At 68.1% G+C, this 14,241-nt stretch carries 13 protein-coding genes; 4 read left to right on the top strand and 9 right to left on the bottom strand.

Annotated elements, in window-relative coordinates; all coding sequences use genetic code 11:
* Positions 1 to 22: 22 nt before the first annotated feature.
* From OHA18_RS32705 to dxs, 4 genes are all read right to left on the bottom strand, one after another.
* Complete coding sequence (locus OHA18_RS32705) at positions 23 to 1,504, bottom strand: APC family permease (RefSeq protein ID WP_328999197.1); 1,482 nt, start codon at positions 1,502 to 1,504, stop codon at positions 23 to 25.
* A gap of 71 nt (positions 1,505 to 1,575) precedes the next feature.
* Positions 1,576 to 2,862: a hypothetical protein gene (locus OHA18_RS32700; protein WP_328999196.1), complete on the bottom strand. Its 1,287-nt coding sequence runs from the start codon at positions 2,860 to 2,862 to the stop codon at positions 1,576 to 1,578.
* A 135-nt stretch (positions 2,863 to 2,997) separates the two neighbouring features.
* Positions 2,998 to 4,344, bottom strand: a complete 1,347-nt coding sequence (locus OHA18_RS32695) for a hypothetical protein (RefSeq protein ID WP_328999195.1) — start codon at positions 4,342 to 4,344, stop codon at positions 2,998 to 3,000.
* Positions 4,345 to 4,375: 31 nt separating this feature from the next.
* Positions 4,376 to 6,268 (bottom strand): 1-deoxy-D-xylulose-5-phosphate synthase, encoded by a 1,893-nt coding sequence (dxs, locus tag OHA18_RS32690; protein WP_328999194.1) that lies wholly within the window; start codon positions 6,266 to 6,268, stop codon positions 4,376 to 4,378.
* Positions 6,269 to 6,478: 210 nt separating this feature from the next.
* Between dxs and OHA18_RS32685 the strand changes: the two genes are divergently transcribed.
* A complete protein-coding gene (locus OHA18_RS32685) occupies positions 6,479 to 6,973 on the top strand; it encodes a DUF402 domain-containing protein (protein ID WP_329006179.1) in 495 nt (164 codons plus the stop codon).
* A 433-nt stretch (positions 6,974 to 7,406) separates the two neighbouring features.
* Positions 7,407 to 7,901 (top strand): DUF402 domain-containing protein, encoded by a 495-nt coding sequence (locus OHA18_RS32680; RefSeq protein WP_328999193.1) that lies wholly within the window; start codon positions 7,407 to 7,409, stop codon positions 7,899 to 7,901.
* On the opposite strand, the gene OHA18_RS32675 is transcribed toward OHA18_RS32680, so the two are convergent.
* Together OHA18_RS32675 and OHA18_RS32670 are read right to left on the bottom strand one after the other, a co-directional pair.
* The gene (locus OHA18_RS32675; RefSeq protein WP_328999192.1) at positions 7,898 to 8,533 is read right to left on the bottom strand and encodes an alpha/beta hydrolase; all 636 of its coding nucleotides are present in this window, start codon (positions 8,531 to 8,533) and stop codon (positions 7,898 to 7,900) included. The two genes, OHA18_RS32680 and OHA18_RS32675, sit on opposite strands and share 4 nt — an antisense overlap.
* Before the next feature lie 4 nt (positions 8,534 to 8,537).
* Positions 8,538 to 10,046 (bottom strand): CocE/NonD family hydrolase, encoded by a 1,509-nt coding sequence (locus tag OHA18_RS32670; protein WP_328999191.1) that lies wholly within the window; start codon positions 10,044 to 10,046, stop codon positions 8,538 to 8,540.
* 122 nt (positions 10,047 to 10,168) lie between these two features.
* Here OHA18_RS32670 and OHA18_RS32665 point away from each other — a divergent pair, with 122 nt between their 5' ends.
* Together OHA18_RS32665 and OHA18_RS32660 are read left to right on the top strand one after the other, a co-directional pair.
* Positions 10,169 to 12,076 carry a Na+/H+ antiporter gene (locus OHA18_RS32665; protein WP_328999190.1) on the top strand — a complete coding sequence of 636 codons (1,908 nt, stop codon included), beginning with the start codon at positions 10,169 to 10,171 and terminating at the stop codon, positions 12,074 to 12,076.
* Positions 12,077 to 12,080: 4 nt separating this feature from the next.
* Positions 12,081 to 12,497, top strand: a complete 417-nt coding sequence (locus OHA18_RS32660) for an HIT family protein (RefSeq protein WP_328999189.1) — start codon at positions 12,081 to 12,083, stop codon at positions 12,495 to 12,497.
* 381 nt (positions 12,498 to 12,878) lie between these two features.
* Here OHA18_RS32660 and OHA18_RS32655 read toward each other — a convergent pair whose 3' ends face one another.
* Genes OHA18_RS32655 through OHA18_RS32645 form a run of 3 tightly spaced genes read right to left on the bottom strand, consistent with a single transcriptional unit; the run spans position 12,879 to position 14,230 of the window.
* Positions 12,879 to 13,430 carry a GNAT family N-acetyltransferase gene (locus tag OHA18_RS32655; RefSeq protein ID WP_328999188.1) on the bottom strand — a complete coding sequence of 184 codons (552 nt, stop codon included), beginning with the start codon at positions 13,428 to 13,430 and terminating at the stop codon, positions 12,879 to 12,881.
* Positions 13,411 to 13,968: a HEAT repeat domain-containing protein gene (locus tag OHA18_RS32650; protein ID WP_328999187.1), complete on the bottom strand. Its 558-nt coding sequence runs from the start codon at positions 13,966 to 13,968 to the stop codon at positions 13,411 to 13,413. Before OHA18_RS32650 ends, OHA18_RS32655 begins: the two co-directional genes overlap by 20 nt.
* A gap of 31 nt (positions 13,969 to 13,999) precedes the next feature.
* Positions 14,000 to 14,230 carry a cold-shock protein gene (locus tag OHA18_RS32645; RefSeq protein ID WP_328999186.1) on the bottom strand — a complete coding sequence of 77 codons (231 nt, stop codon included), beginning with the start codon at positions 14,228 to 14,230 and terminating at the stop codon, positions 14,000 to 14,002.
* Positions 14,231 to 14,241: the final 11 nt, after the last annotated feature.

Here is a 14,241-nt window from a genome sequence, read left to right as displayed (position 1 = left end):
GCCGACCATCCGAGGGGTCGGATCACGCCTTCTGCGCCTCGCCGGTCTTCTCCTCCAGACCGACCCGGCTGCGCTTGTAGCCGTACAGCGCGTAGACCGCGAACCCGAGCACCATCCAGATCGCGAACCGCAGCCACGTCTCCAGCGACAGGTTCAGCATCAGGTAGACGCAGATGATCGCGGCCAGGATCGGGATCACCGGGTTGCCCGGCACCGTGAACGACCGCTTGATGTCCGGCCGGCTCTTCCGCAGCAGCGGTACGGCGATCGACACCAGGGTGAACGCGGCCAGCGTGCCGATGTTCACCATCTCCTCCAGCTTCCCGATCGGGGTGACGCCGGCGATGATCGCGACGACCACTCCGATCCCGATGGTCAGGCGGTACGGCGTACCCCACTTGGGGTGCGTCTTGCCGAGCTGACGCGGCATCAGGTGGTCGCGGCTCATCGCGAACACGACCCGCGCCGCGCCGATCATCAGCGTCAGTACGACGGTGGTCAGACCGGCCACCGCACCCGCGGAGATCAACGTCGCGAAGCCGCCGCGGCCGACCGACCGGAACGCCTCCGCCAGCGCGGCCTCACCGCTGATGTCGGTGTACTTCACCATGCCGGTGATGACGATGCAGACCAGCACGTACAGCACGGTGCAGATCGCCAGCGAGCCGATGATGCCGCGGGGCAGGTCGCGCTGCGGGTTCTTCGCCTCTTCGGCCGTGGTGGCGACCACGTCGAACCCGATGAACGCGAAGAACACCAGCGATGCGCCGGACACCAGACCCATCACGCCGAACGTCGACGGGGTGAACCCGAACAGCGCCTGGAACAGCGGCGTGGTGATCGTGACGTCGCCGTTGGGGGCCGGCACGCTCGGCGGGATGAACGGCGACAGGTTCGAGCCCTTGATGTAGAACAGGCCGGCGATGATCACGAACAGGACCACGAACAGCTTGATCCCGACCAGCACCAGGTTGACCCGCAGCGACTCCTTGATACCGATCGTCGCCAGCGTCGCCAGCACCAGCACGAGCAGCATCGCCAGCACGTTCACATGGCTGTCCGGGCCGATCGACGACGGCCAGCCCAACCCGATCTGATCCAGGAACAACGCGGCGTACGTCGACCAGCCCTGCGACACGACGCTTGCCCCGAGCATCAGCTCGAGCAGCAGGTCCCAGCCGATGATCCAGGCGAAGATCTCGCCGAGGGAGAAGTACGAGAACGTGTACGCCGATCCCGACACCGGCACGGTGGACGAGAACTCGGCGTAGCACAACGCGGCCAGCGCACAGCAGAACGCGGCCAGCACGAACGACAGTGCGATGCCGGGGCCGGCGTACAGCTTGGCCGCACGCCCGGTCAGGGTGAAGATGCCGGCGCCGATGATGACGCCGATGCCGAAGACGGTCAGGTCGATGGCTGTGAGGCGTTTCTTGAGCTGGTACTCCGGCTCGTCCGTGTCGGCGATCGACTGCTCGATCGTCTTCTTCCGCACAAGACTCATCTGCGCCTCCTCGAGGTGGACGAAAACCCCTACGAGATTGCCCCTCTGACGCGATGAGGTCAATCCGCCACTCAGCGTTGTGGCGTGTATGTTGCCAGCGACGTCCACAAGGTGGCCTCGGTGAGGTCGGTGCGGTCCGTCAGGATCCGGTCCCGGGCGGCCTGGTCGGTGCCGTTCATCGCCATGTCCTCGTACAGGTCCTCGACCTTGTCGAGCCCGATCCGCTGCACGAGGAACCGGACCGCCAGCCAGCTGACGCCGTACACGTCGGCGGAGTTCTGGTAGAAGCCGGCGTCGCTCGGCAGCGAAGACAGCTGCGGCATCGCGTCGTCGATGACTTCCTGCTCCCACTTGGCGACCTCGGCGGGTCCGCTGATCGCCTCGATGCCGCGCCAGGACACGTACTCCGCGGAGCCTTCGGCCAGCCAGAGCGGCTCGTACCCACCCAGGTCGGCGGTCGCGACGTGGGTGATCTCGTGCGACAGCAGGATCTCGTCGACCCGGTCGCGCTCGGTCGGGTTGATCACGATGTACCCGCCGGCGACCGTGCCGTCCGCGGTGTCCTGACCGGGCAGCGAGGAGAACGTCGAACCGGTGCTCGCCGCGGACTCGATGTCCTCGTCGGCGAAGCGCGCATCGCGTACGTCGGTCTTGTCGAGCGCGATCACCAGCACCGAACCGCTCCACTTGCGCGGCCAGTACGCCGTCACCTCGTTGAGGCCCTCGGTCGCGGCGGCCGCGATCGCCCGGCCGCGCTTCGTGTCACCCTTCTCGACCACCACCAGTACCCGCGGCCCGCGCTGCACCTCGATGCGGCCCAGGTCCCAGGCCTCGCGGTGCGCGCCCGGCCCGAGGTCGGCGTCGAGGTCGTTGTCGTCGGTGAGCAGCCAGTGGCCGGCCCGGGAGATGAACGTGTAGCCGAGCTCGGTCGTCACCGGCGTGAGGTCGACCTTCGGGATCTGGTAGCGCATCAGCACCCGGACGAGGTACGTCGTACCGCCGTGTTCCCGCATCACCGCCGGGTTGAAGCGCTCCTCGGCCTGGCTGTACCCGACCTCGTCGAAGCCGATCTCTACCAGGTTCGCGAACAGGATCTTCTGGTCGGCGCGGAGCTTCTTGTTGGCCGGGTCCACGTCGGCGAGGAACAGCGCCTCGTTGCCGGTCTGCACGGCCTGCGCGCGGCGGAGCAGGATCGTGTCGATGGCGACCCGGCGCGCGGCGATCTGGGCGGCGACCCGGGACGGCTTGGTGGCCTTCGGCGGGGTCGGACTGACGGTCCGGATGGCCGTCGGGTGGTTGCGGGCGTCCTGCTCGCGTTCTTCAACGGTGTAGACGATGCCGCCCGACACCAGAGCCACTGCCAGGACAAGTCCCAGCCAGCGGCGAGGGCCGGTGGGCGGCCCGGAAACAGGCGTCGTTGCACTCACTTCGGGTGGTTCCCCTCCGAGTACCCGATGGTCGCAGCCGGGCTACCCTACTCGACCCACGCCGATTTATGCTGCCGCGGCAGCCTTCAGTGCGGCGAAAAGTCCGGCCTCGGTCATGCCGACGTGCTCGAGCATGATCCGGTCGCGTTCCTTCTGCGTCGAGCCGAGCGACGCCATCTCCCGGTACAGCGTGCCGACCTCGGTCGCCCCGAACCGCGTGAACAGGTAGTCGAGCGCCAGCCAGGACAACGGGTACGAGCTGTCGGCGTGGTCGAAGAACGTCGCGTCGACCGGCAGGCTCGTCGCCTTCGCGAGGTACTTCGTGCGGACGTCCTGCCGGTACTGCGGGATCGCGAGCTTCGTCTGGCCGGTCATCGGCAGGAACTCGACGTACGTCGCGGCGCCTTCCACCAGCCAGCGCGGAGCGTACGGGCCGTACGGCGCGGTGGCGACGTGCGTGAACTCGTGGGCCAGGGTGCGCGCGTCGACCTTGCTCCGGTTGAACGGGTTGATGACGACGTACGAGTCGGCCCGCTCCCCCGCGCCGGTGACCTCGCCGGGCAGCGTGCGGTACACCCAGGTCGCCATCGCGATGGCGTCCTCGGCGTTCATCGGCTGGGTGTAGTCGGCGCCGCGAACGATCTTGTCGTCGAGCGCGATCACCACGCCGGAGCCCTTCCAGCTGCCCGGCCAGCTCTCGCTGACGGCCTGCACGGCGCTGACGGACATCGTGACCAGCTTCGCCGCGAGCGCGTCCTGGCCCTGCTCGACGACCACGAGCACTCGCGGCGCCCGCTTCACCAGCACCGGGCCGGTGTCCCAAGCCTCTTGATGTGAGCCGCGCGGCAGCCGCTTGTCGAGGTCGGAGTCCGAGACCAGCATCCAGGTGCCGTTCGGACGCTGGGTGAACGTGTAGCCGAGCATCGCGCGAACCGGGACCAGATCGATGCCGCGGATCTGGTATGTCATCGCGACAGCGACCAGGTACGTCGACGGGCCGTCCCTCTGCACGATGCTGTCGTCGTACTGCTGGGCCAGCTGCTGGTAGGCCAGCTTCGCGAAGCCGAACTGGCGAAGGTTCGTGTACAGGGTCCGCTGACTCGCGACCAGCTTGGCGTTGGCGGGGTCTACGTCGGCGAGGAACGCCGTTTCGTTGCCGGCCAGCACTGCCTGCGCCCGGCGCTTCAGGACCACGTCGACGGCCGCGGTCCGGGCAGCCAGGTCCACGTTCGCGGCACTGGCGACGCCGTCCGCGGCGCCGTCGGCACGCTGGCTCGAACGATGCAGCGCGAGACCGCCCGCGACCGCGGCCGCGATCAGAGCCAGCGACAGCAGGACCGGCCAGACCCGCGACGACCGTCGTCGCGCGCGGCGGACCCGACTGTGCCGGCTGTGCCGTCCTGCCTCAGCCACGGTCCTGGTTCCTGGGTCCGTGAGTGGTGTCTTAGGCGTTGCCCGGGCGGTCGCCCGCCGGGTCTGGCTCGTTGAGGGCGTCGCCGTGGTGCTCCGACAATAGCTCGGTGATCTCGCGGGCCAGCTCCTGGCCGGTCAGCCCGATCTCCTGCAGTACGGCGGGACGCTTGGCGTGCTGGAGGAACCGCTGCGGGATGCCGAAGTCGCGGACCGGGGTGTCGATGCCCGCGTCCCGGACCGCCTGCGCGATCTGCGCGCCGCAGCCGCCCGCCCGGCCGTTGTCCTCGATCGTGGCGACCAGCTTGAAGTCCTCGGCCAGCTCGACGAGCTCGGCCGGCACCGGCTTCACCCAGCGCGGATCGACCACCGTCACACCGAAGCCGTGCGCCTCCAGGCGTTGCGCGACGTCCATCGCGGTGGCCGCCATCGCACCGATACCGACCAGCAGCACGTCGTCGCCGGACCGCTTCAGCACATCGATGCTGCCGACCTGGTCGATCGCGTCGATGTCCGGGAACACCTCGCCCTTGGCAAAGCGCACTACGGTCGGGGCGTCCTCCACCTCGACCGCTTCGTTCAGCAGCTGCTCCAAGCGGGTGCCGTCGCGCGGCGCAGCGAGGCGCAGGCCGGGAACGACCTGGAGGAGCGACATGTCCCACATGCCGTTGTGGCTCGGGCCGTCATCACCAGTGACCCCCGCGCGGTCGAGCACGAACGTGACGCCGCACTTGTGCAGCGCGACGTCCATCAGCACCTGGTCGAAGGCCCGGTTCAGGAACGTCGAGTACAGGCAGACGACCGGGTGCAGACCGCCCATCGCCAGGCCGGCTGCGCTGGTCACGGCGTGCTGCTCGGCGATGCCGACATCGAAGATCCGGTCCGGGAACTTGTTCGCGAACGGCGCCAGACCGGTCGGGTGCAGCATCGCGGCGGTGATCGCGACCACGTCCGGGCGGTCACTGCCGATCCGGACGATCTCGTCGGCGAACACGTCCGTCCAGCCGCGCGGCTTGTTCGCCGGGCGGATCTGGTGGAAGTTGTCCTCCTCGTCCTGCTCGGCGGCCGCGTAGCCGAAACCCTTCTTGGTGACCGCGTGCACGATCACCGGTCCACCGAACGCCTTCGCTCTGCGGAGCGCGTCCTCCATCGCCTCACGGTCGTGGCCGGCCACCGGTCCGACGTACTTGAGGCCGAGGTCCTCGAACATGCCCTGCGGGGCGAGCATGTCCTTGAGGCCCTTCTTGATCCCGTGCAGCACCTCGTACATCGGCGGGCCGACGTACGGCGTCCGGCCGAGGTTCTTCTTGATCAGGTCGAGGACCTTCTCGTACCGCGGGTTGGTGCGCAGGTTGGTCAGGTGCGTGGCCAGGCCGCCGACGGTGTCGCTGTACGACCGGCCGTTGTCGTTGACGATGATGATCAGCTTGAGGTCCTGGGCAGCAGCGATGTTGTTCAGCGCCTCCCAGGCCATGCCGCCGGTCAGACCGCCGTCACCGATCAGCGCGACGACGTGGCGATCCTCTTTGCGCAGCCGGTACGCCTTGGCGAGGCCGTCGGCGTACGACAGGGCGGTCGAGGCGTGGCTGTTCTCGATGATGTCGTGCTCGGACTCGGCATGGCTGGGATAGCCGGACAGGCCGCCCTGCTGACGGAGCGTGTCGAAACTCGGGGCCCGGCCGGTGACCAGCTTGTGCACGTAGGCCTGGTGGCCGACGTCGAAGACCAGGCGGTCGCGCGGTGAATCGAAGACGCGGTGCATCGCCAGGGTGATCTCGACCATCCCCAGGTTCGGGCCGAGGTGACCCCCGGTCCGGGACACGGTCTCGACCAGCACGTCCCGGATCTCCGCCGCGAGATCGGTGAGCTGCTGACCAGTCAGCTTCTTGAGGTCAGCCGGACCTCCTACCGCCTCCAGCACGCGCATCGAGCTCCTCCCGCAGGTCGTCCTCGAATGCTTGAGTCTATGCTCGCCTCGCCCGGAATCCGAACTCGGTCACGGGCTGCGGAGCGGGTCTTGGCCAATCTCACACTCCAAGACGCTTCCCGGGAGTCGCTGGTTCGAAGTGAGGTGCGTCTCACTTAGAGTAGCCAACGTGAAGACGCTGAGGACGTCGGTCATGGAGTCGACGTGGAGATGGTGAGGACTCTCTTTCTGAAGTACGACGGCCGGCCGCACCGGCTCGTCGAGGCCGTGCGCCTCGGCGAGGACGAACACGGCCTCTGGGTCGGCTCCGCCCCCGGCACCCGCGGCCAGCGCGCCGACGGCAGCTGGACAACCATCGACCACCATCGCGTGCGGCTCTTCCCCCGCGGGCAATGGTGGAGCGCCCTCTTCAACGACGAGCCACACCAAACGGCGATCTACTGCGACATCACCATGCCGGCCGAATTCGGCGTCGACTCGGTGACGCTGGTCGACCTCGACCTGGACATCCGCCTGCTCCGCGACGGGACCGTACGCGTCATGGACGAGGACGAGTTCCACGCCCACCAGGTCCACTACAACTACCCACCCCAGGTCATCGCCACCGCCCAAGCCACCTGCGACCACCTGGCCGCCACCATCACCACCACCGAACCCTTCACCACGGCGTACAAGCCGTACCTGGAACTCATCCGAGGTATGTAGACGGCCCTGATCACGCTCAGGTGCACTAGTCGGTCACCCGACACGTCCCGTTCGTCTGCGCGCTGTCCTGTCAAGGAGCGGCCTACAAGACAGCAACCGGCCCCCGTCGGCTAGGAGCCCCCCTGAGCCGACAAGGGCCGATCACGCGTGTCGGGTTTTCGTCCGGCACCACACCATGCTCGGTCGCATTACGCGACCGGTCCACTCCTCAGCGCAAAGTTGCACGAACCTGCAGACCGAGCGACTGGACCGACTGCACACCATGAACGCAAGAAAGTCGCCGTACTCGCGGGCCAACAAGGCCGTCGAAAATCGCTGAGGTCCAGACCGCCCTGGTCGGATCCTCGGTCGCCTCCCCCGCGATGACTCCGGACCGCAGCGGTCGCTGGGTGCAAGCTCACCGGCGCACCCTTCGGTCGATAGGTTGAGGGGTATGCGTGATGTTCGGGTGGTTTACCGGAAGTTTGACGAGAAGCTGCACTGGCATCAGTGGATGCGGTATTTGGGCGAGGACGAGTACGGGGTTTGGCTGGGGGCGCCGGCGGGGTCGGTGTCGCAGCGGGGGGATGAGCCGGAGGTTACGCAGGAGCAGGCGCATGTGCAGTTGTTTCCGCGGGACAAGTGGTTCACGGCGCTCTTCAACGACGAGCCGCGGTACACGGAGATCTATGCGGACATCACGACGCCGGTGGAGTTCTCGGACGATGTGGTGACGATGATCGATCTCGATCTGGACGTCATCAAGCGGCGGGACGGGACCGTGTTCATCGACGACGAGGACGAGTTCGCGGAGCACCAGGTGCAGTACGGGTATCCGGCGGACGTGATCGCGACCGCGCGCGAGACCTGCGACCGGCTGGTGCAGGCGGTGGCGACCGAGGAGCCGTTCCTCACCGTCTACAAGACGTACCTCGACAAGGTTCGTTAGGCGAACGCCCAGGCTGCCATCAGCGGGAGTTCCTGGCGCCAGAAGTCGTCGCCGTGGTTTCCGGGGCGCTCGGTGATGACTACGTCAGCTTTGGCGTCGCGGAGGGCGTCTGCCCAGCGGGTCGCGTTCTCCAGGAACCACGGTTCCTCCGTGCCGCCGACGAAGTACGCGCGTGGCAGCATGCTTCCCATGTCGCCGGGCGGCTGGTAGCCCCCGCCGGGCGACGCGCAGAAGATCGCGCCGTACACGTCCGGATGGCGGAGCCCGATCGCGAGCGCCAGTTCGGCGCTCGCCGACACACCGAACACCGCCGTACGCTCGGGCGGCAGCGCAAGGTCGAAGCGGGTCCGCGTCCACTCGCGGACATCCTCGACGAAGAACTTCTCGTGCGCCCCGAACCGCTCCGGCTCGAACCCCGGCGAATACTCGTGGATCCGCTCCATCTCGTCGTCCAGCCGGTGCGCCGCGACGATCATCGTGGGTGGCACGTCATCGGCCGCGTTGAGAAATTCGCCCCACTGCGAGATGAGTTGACCGTCGCCCGCGAACACGACCGCCTGGGGCCTCTGGTCGGGGACGTACGCCGTGACGTCGCGACCGCCGCCGTACTCGAAGGTTTCCGTGACAAGCATCGTCCTACCTCACCGAGTGGATCGTCAGGGTGCCGTTCTTGAGCATCATCACACCCGGGAGGGGGCCACGCTGGCCGGCGTACATGTCGGCGATCGGCGCGACGGTCAGGTACAAGGTCTGTCCCGCCGGGACGTCGACCGCGATCGCGGGCAGCTCGATCGTGCGCTGTACGCCGCGCGCCGGGTGCTTCTCGCGCAGCGGCATCGTGTTGTTCTGCACGATCCTCGCGGTCAACGGGCTCTTGCCCACGCTCAGCGCGAAGTACACCGCGGACTGCGGGATGACCGTGTAGACCTTGCCCGACAGCGTCGGCGTACCGGCGATCGTCAACGGCCCCTTGGCGATCGGCAGGTTCACCGGCAGACCCACTCCGGTCGGCGCGACGATCTTCCCGAGCTGATACCGCTTGTTGGGCGCGAGGTTCTGTTGCGTGAGGCAACGACCGCCAGCCGTCGACAGGTGATAGGTGCCGAAGCCGGTCAAGCCGGTCGGCTTGTGCAGCAGTTGGAGCTGCATGAAGCGGATCGAGAGGCTCGCGAAGTTCGGTGATCCGAGGGCGATCGAGCACGGGTCGCCGGCGGACGCATAGCCGGGCGGTACGACGCTGGGCAGCGTGTGGCCGCCGTTGTACCCGACGAAGATCGAGCGCGCCCGTGCTCGTGCCGTGAGCGCGTGGTCGAAGTTCGCCAGGCCCTGGTTCAGGTTGAACAGGTTGTCGGAGATGCCCTGACCGAAGAGAACCGGAAGGTCGAGCTTGCGGTCTTGTGCGACGTGCCATGCGGGCCCGTTGTGCGCGAAGAACGCATCGAGGTCGCGGCCGGCCTTCCCCGCCGGCCAGGCGCCGGTCGCGATCAGCGCCACGAACGCGGCCGACACGGCGGGCGGAAGATGCGTGCCGCCGCCCGCGAACAGGAGCGACAACCACATGGTCCGCGCGGCTTCCTGCGGCGCGAGGCTCTGCTTGAGGTCCCACCAGGTGATCTCCGGAGCCAGCGCGTCGAACCGGGTGCTGCCGCGATCGCGGAGCTCGGTGAACGCGCCGGCGAACTGGTACCCGCCGCCGTACGACCCGCCGATCGCGCCGATCAGCGGATCGCCCGGCCGTTGCTTCGTCACCCAGTCGAGTCCCGGGACCAGGTCGACGAGCTTCACGACGTCGCGGCCCTCGTAGTCCGGGTTCATCACGTGCGCGACGCCCGTACTCTCGCCGAAACTGCGCTGGTCGAAGCTCAGCACTCCGAACCCCGCGTCGAGCCAGTCCTTGAACGCGGCCGGGTCCTTGATCCGGCTCCCGCCCCACCCGTGGCTGTGGAAGATCAGCGGCACGGTGTGCTGCGCGGACGCGGTCGCCGGTTCGAAGAGCGAGTAGCAGATCCGTACGGGCGTCGTCGTACCGGGCTCTGGCACCGAGGCGACGCATCCGTTGGTCACTGTGTCCGATGCCGCGGCCGGAACCACCGGCGACAGCAACAGCGCAACCACACCCGCCAGAGCAAGCACACGACGACGCATCAGTCACTCCTCGTGATCTGCTGCTCACACGCTAGAGGACTATCTCGGCGGAGACCAGCGGCTGCACTCAGCCGAGGGCGAACCGGTGGGCGGAACCGCTCGTGCGCTGCGACACTGTGCGCGTGCATATCGCGATCGAGGTCGTAGCCCTCGTCGCTGTCGTCGCGGCCGGTGCCGCGCTGGCGCGGCGGATAGGGATCTCGGCTCCTCTGCTGCTGGTGGTCATCGGGATCGCCGTGTCGTACCTGCCGTTCATTCCCCGGATCGAGCTCGCGCCCGAAGTCGTCCTGGTCGGGTTCCTGCCGCCGCTGCTCTACTCGGCCGCGATCAAGACCAGCCTGGTCGACTTCACCAAGCACCGGCGGTCCATCGGGCTGCTGTCCGTCGGCCTGGTCGCGTTCACCGCACTCGGCGTCGGTCTGGTCGCGTGGTGGTTGCTCGGGGACGTCGCGGAGTCGATCGGCCAGAAGCCGTTGCCGTTCTGGGCCGCATTCGCGATCGGCGCCGTCGTCGCCCCGCCCGACGCGGTCGCCGCGACCGCGATCGCCAAACGGGTCGGGCTCCCCCGCCGGGTGGTCACGATCCTCGAGGGCGAGAGCCTGATGAACGACGCGACCGCGCTGGTCTGCCTGCGTACGGCGGTCGGCGCGGCGGTCGTGGCCCCGACCGTCCTGCACGTCAGCCTGGACTTCTTGCGCGCGGCCGGCGGCGGTGTGCTCATCGGCGTGGTGGTGGCAATCGTGCTGGCCAAGATCCGCCGCCGGTTCACCGATCCGGTCCTGGACACCACCCTCAGCCTGACCGCACCGTTCATCGCCTACATCGCGGCCGAGAACCACTACATGCAGGCGTCCGGCGTACTCTCGGTCGTCGTCACCGGGCTGCTGCTCGGGCACAAGGCGCCGATCATCCAGTCCGCCAAGTCGCGGATGTCGGAGCGGACGAACTGGCGGACGTTCCAGTTCCTGCTGGAGAACACGGTCTTCCTGCTGATCGGCCTGCAGACCCGGTGGATCCTCGACGACCTCACCGCGAGCCCGCTGCCGGCCTGGTTGATCGCGACGGCCACGATCGCGGTGTTCGTGGCGGTCGTGCTGCTGCGGCCGATCTGGATCATCCCGACGACGATGCTGTCCCGGCGGTTCCTGGGTCCGTCGCGCCCCGGACCCGTTTCGCGGGGTGCGCTCATCGTGGTGTCGTGGGCCGGGATGCGCGGCGTGGTCACGCTAGCGGCGGTCTTCACGCTGCCCGAGAACACGCCGCATCGCGAAGTACTCGTGTTCATCGCCCTGACCGTCACCGCGGGCACGCTGCTCGTCCAGGGATCGACACTGCCCTGGCTGGTACGGCGGTTGCGGCTGCCCGGACCGGATCCGGCGGAGGACGCGTTGCAGGAGGCCGCCGTACTGCAGGGCGCACACCGGGCCGCGATCGAGAAGCTCGAGGAGATCTCGACACCGTCCGATCCGCCGGCCGTGCTCGACGTACTGCGGCAGCGGGGCGAGGCGCGGGCGCAGGCCGCGTGGGAGCGGCTCGGGCGGCCGGAGACGGAGTACGAGACGCCGAGCGAGGCGTACCGGCGGTTGCGGATCGCGATGCTCGAGGCAGAACGCACGCACATCCTCAAGGTCCGCGACGCGGGACTGGTTGCGGACGAGGTGCTGCAGCGGGCGCAGAACGCGCTCGACATCGAGGAGTCGATCCTGGATCGCGACGAGGACGACGACGTCGGCGGCCGCTCGGAGGACCTGCGGCCGAAGCTGATGCCGGGCGGGGCGTGCGAGCACCTCGACGAGGCGCCGGCAGTGGTCGCGCCGAACACTCCGGAGGGCTGCGAGGAGTGCATGGCCGACGGCACCACCTGGGTGCACCTGCGGCTGTGCCTGGGATGCGGTCACGTCGGATGCTGCGACTCGTCCGAGATGAAGCACGCGAGCAAGCACAACGCCGACACGAAGCATCCGGTGATGCGCAGCTTCGAGCCGGGGGAGACGTGGCGCTGGTGCTTCGTCGACGAGAAGCTAGGTTGACGGCATGGCCGACTGCCTCTTCTGTTCCATCATCGCCGGTACGACGCCGGCACAGATCGTCCTGGACACGCCGGACGTCGTCGGGTTCCTCGACATCCGGCCGGTGTTCAAGGGCCACACTCTGATCGTGCCGCGCGCTCATGTGCCGACGATGGTCGAGATGTCCGACGAGGTGATGGTCCCGCTGTTCGGCGCCGCCCGGTCGGTTGCGGCCGCGGTGCGTACGGCGTTCGACGCGCAGGGTTCGTTCGTTGCCGTCAACAACGTTGTGTCGCAGTCCGTGCCGCACCTGCACGTCCACGTCGTACCGCGCACCAAGGGCGACGGGCTGCGCGGTTTCTTCTGGCCGCGCACGAAGTACGCCGACGAGACCGAGGCTTCGGAGTACGCCGGGAAGCTACGCGCTGCCCTGGGCGACTAGCGCGTACTCCACTTGGGCGAGTGGGTTGCCGCCGCCGAACGCCACCCGGACAGAGCGAGGGTGAGCTGGAGCGTTTGAGGGGTTGACCCCTCAGATTGCCGGTTCTGCTCCCTGCAGGCGAGGTGTCAACCGACCATCTCAGGGGTCAACCCCTGAGACGCCCCGCGGAGCACCGCCGCTGGGCTGCGCCGGGCTGCTTGCTGAGATGGTGGAGGGGTTTCCTCACTCACAGCGCATTTCCCTCCGGGTTCCTCCGCGGATCGTCTGAAGGACGACCTACCGGAACTCTGGGGAGGATTTTGTGCCGTTCTGGGGGGCGGGTAAAACCCTCCCCGTATCAAGGGTGGCCGTTGGGCGCTCGGATCGGCCGGCCGGACAACTTTATGGACGGAGCCTTAGCTCGTACTCCACCTGCGGGAGTGGGGTGCCGTCGCCGAAGTCTCGGGTCTGGGTGGCGCCGGTCTCGGTGAAGCCGACCTTTGTGTAGAACCGGCGTGACTGCGGGGTGTCTCGCAACGTCCACAGATGCACGCGGTCGAAGCCGTCGGCGGTCAGGTGGTTGAGGGTGGCTTGCATCAGGGCGGCGGAGACGCCGCTCCCCCAGCCGTCGGGGTGGGTGTAGAAGCTGTAGATCTCCGCGAACCCGGGGCGGGCCTCCGACGGCACCGACCACGACATCGCCAGCGGTCGCTCGGCGACGAACCCGAGCATGACCAGTCCCTCGCCACCCGCGAGCCGCGCATGCCAGCGGGTCTTACGACTCTCGATCCCCTCCTGGGCGACGGCCTCGGGAAACAGCGGCGCGTAGGCCGCTCCCCACGAGGCAGCGTGGATCTCCCCAACTGCCACGCCGTCGTCGGACGTCGCGCGACGAGCGGTGATCGAGCCACCCGGCCCGGGAGCGACTGTGTGGTTATCGGATGGGTCGGTCAAGGCGGTTCTCCAGGGTTGCGAGGGCTCCCTCGACGGCGGCGCGGACGGTGTGAGCAGGGTCGTCGGCCAGCGGCCGGATCGCGTCTGCGTGCTCGAACTCGCCCGCCGCGCCGACCGCCCGGACAGCCGCCGCCCGAACGCGCGGCAGCTCATGTTCGAGCATCGGCAGCAGTAGGTCGACGAGCTGACCGAGCTCGCGCTGCGCCGTGATCCGGGCAACGTGCTCCCGGACGCGCCACGCGGGATCGCCCGCCGCAATCATCAACGCATCAACCACGTCGTCGCGCCACACGTACAGCAACACCCGGGCCGCCCAGACCCGGATCCAGTAGTAGTTCACCGGATCAACCGGTGCCTTCCACCCACCCGGATTCTCCGAGCCAGTGATCGCGACCAGCTTCGGCAGCTCAGCGCCGTACGCCGCCTCGCCGGAGATCTCCCCGCTGAGGAACGCGACGCACCAGTCGATCACCACATCCTCGCCGTACTCCGCGCAGGCGGCACGAACGACGTCTCGCGGCGACGGTCTGTCGGTCATGGAGTCAGTAAACCGTGCCCCACCGACAGTTCTAGTGCTGCTTGGCCCACTCGGCGCGGTAGTCGTAGCCGTCCTGGCCGGGCGACTCCCAGCGCACGCGCACCGAGCCGCCCGGCGGCAGCGAACGGAAACCCTCGGCCACGATCACCGAGAAGTGCGTCCAGCAGCCGCCGGGGGTGCTGGGGCAGTCAACGACGCCCCAGCCCTCCTCGTCGTTCCAGAACCTGACGACACCATCGTCTTCGCCGGTACGACGCTCCACCCGTCAGCCGC

This window comes from Kribbella sp. NBC_00709 (assembly GCF_036226565.1).
In the GTDB taxonomy this organism is placed as follows: domain Bacteria; phylum Actinomycetota; class Actinomycetes; order Propionibacteriales; family Kribbellaceae; genus Kribbella.
This window is presented reverse-complemented; position numbering and strand designations above follow the sequence as displayed.

What these genes read in the sequence shown, in the direction of transcription:
- OHA18_RS32675 (WP_328999192.1), bottom strand. Translation starts at nt 8,533, where the DNA reads ATGCTTGTCACGGAAACCTTCGAGTACGGCGGCGGTCGCGACGTCACG.
- OHA18_RS32685 (WP_329006179.1), top strand. Translation starts at nt 6,479, where the DNA reads ATGGTGAGGACTCTCTTTCTGAAGTACGACGGCCGGCCGCACCGGCTC.
- OHA18_RS32670 (WP_328999191.1), bottom strand. Translation starts at nt 10,046, where the DNA reads ATGCGTCGTCGTGTGCTTGCTCTGGCGGGTGTGGTTGCGCTGTTGCTG.
- OHA18_RS32660 (WP_328999189.1), top strand. Translation starts at nt 12,081, where the DNA reads ATGGCCGACTGCCTCTTCTGTTCCATCATCGCCGGTACGACGCCGGCA.
- dxs (WP_328999194.1), bottom strand. Translation starts at nt 6,268, where the DNA reads ATGCGCGTGCTGGAGGCGGTAGGAGGTCCGGCTGACCTCAAGAAGCTG.
- OHA18_RS32680 (WP_328999193.1), top strand. Translation starts at nt 7,407, where the DNA reads ATGCGTGATGTTCGGGTGGTTTACCGGAAGTTTGACGAGAAGCTGCAC.
- OHA18_RS32705 (WP_328999197.1), bottom strand. Translation starts at nt 1,504, where the DNA reads ATGAGTCTTGTGCGGAAGAAGACGATCGAGCAGTCGATCGCCGACACG.
- OHA18_RS32650 (WP_328999187.1), bottom strand. Translation starts at nt 13,968, where the DNA reads ATGACCGACAGACCGTCGCCGCGAGACGTCGTTCGTGCCGCCTGCGCG.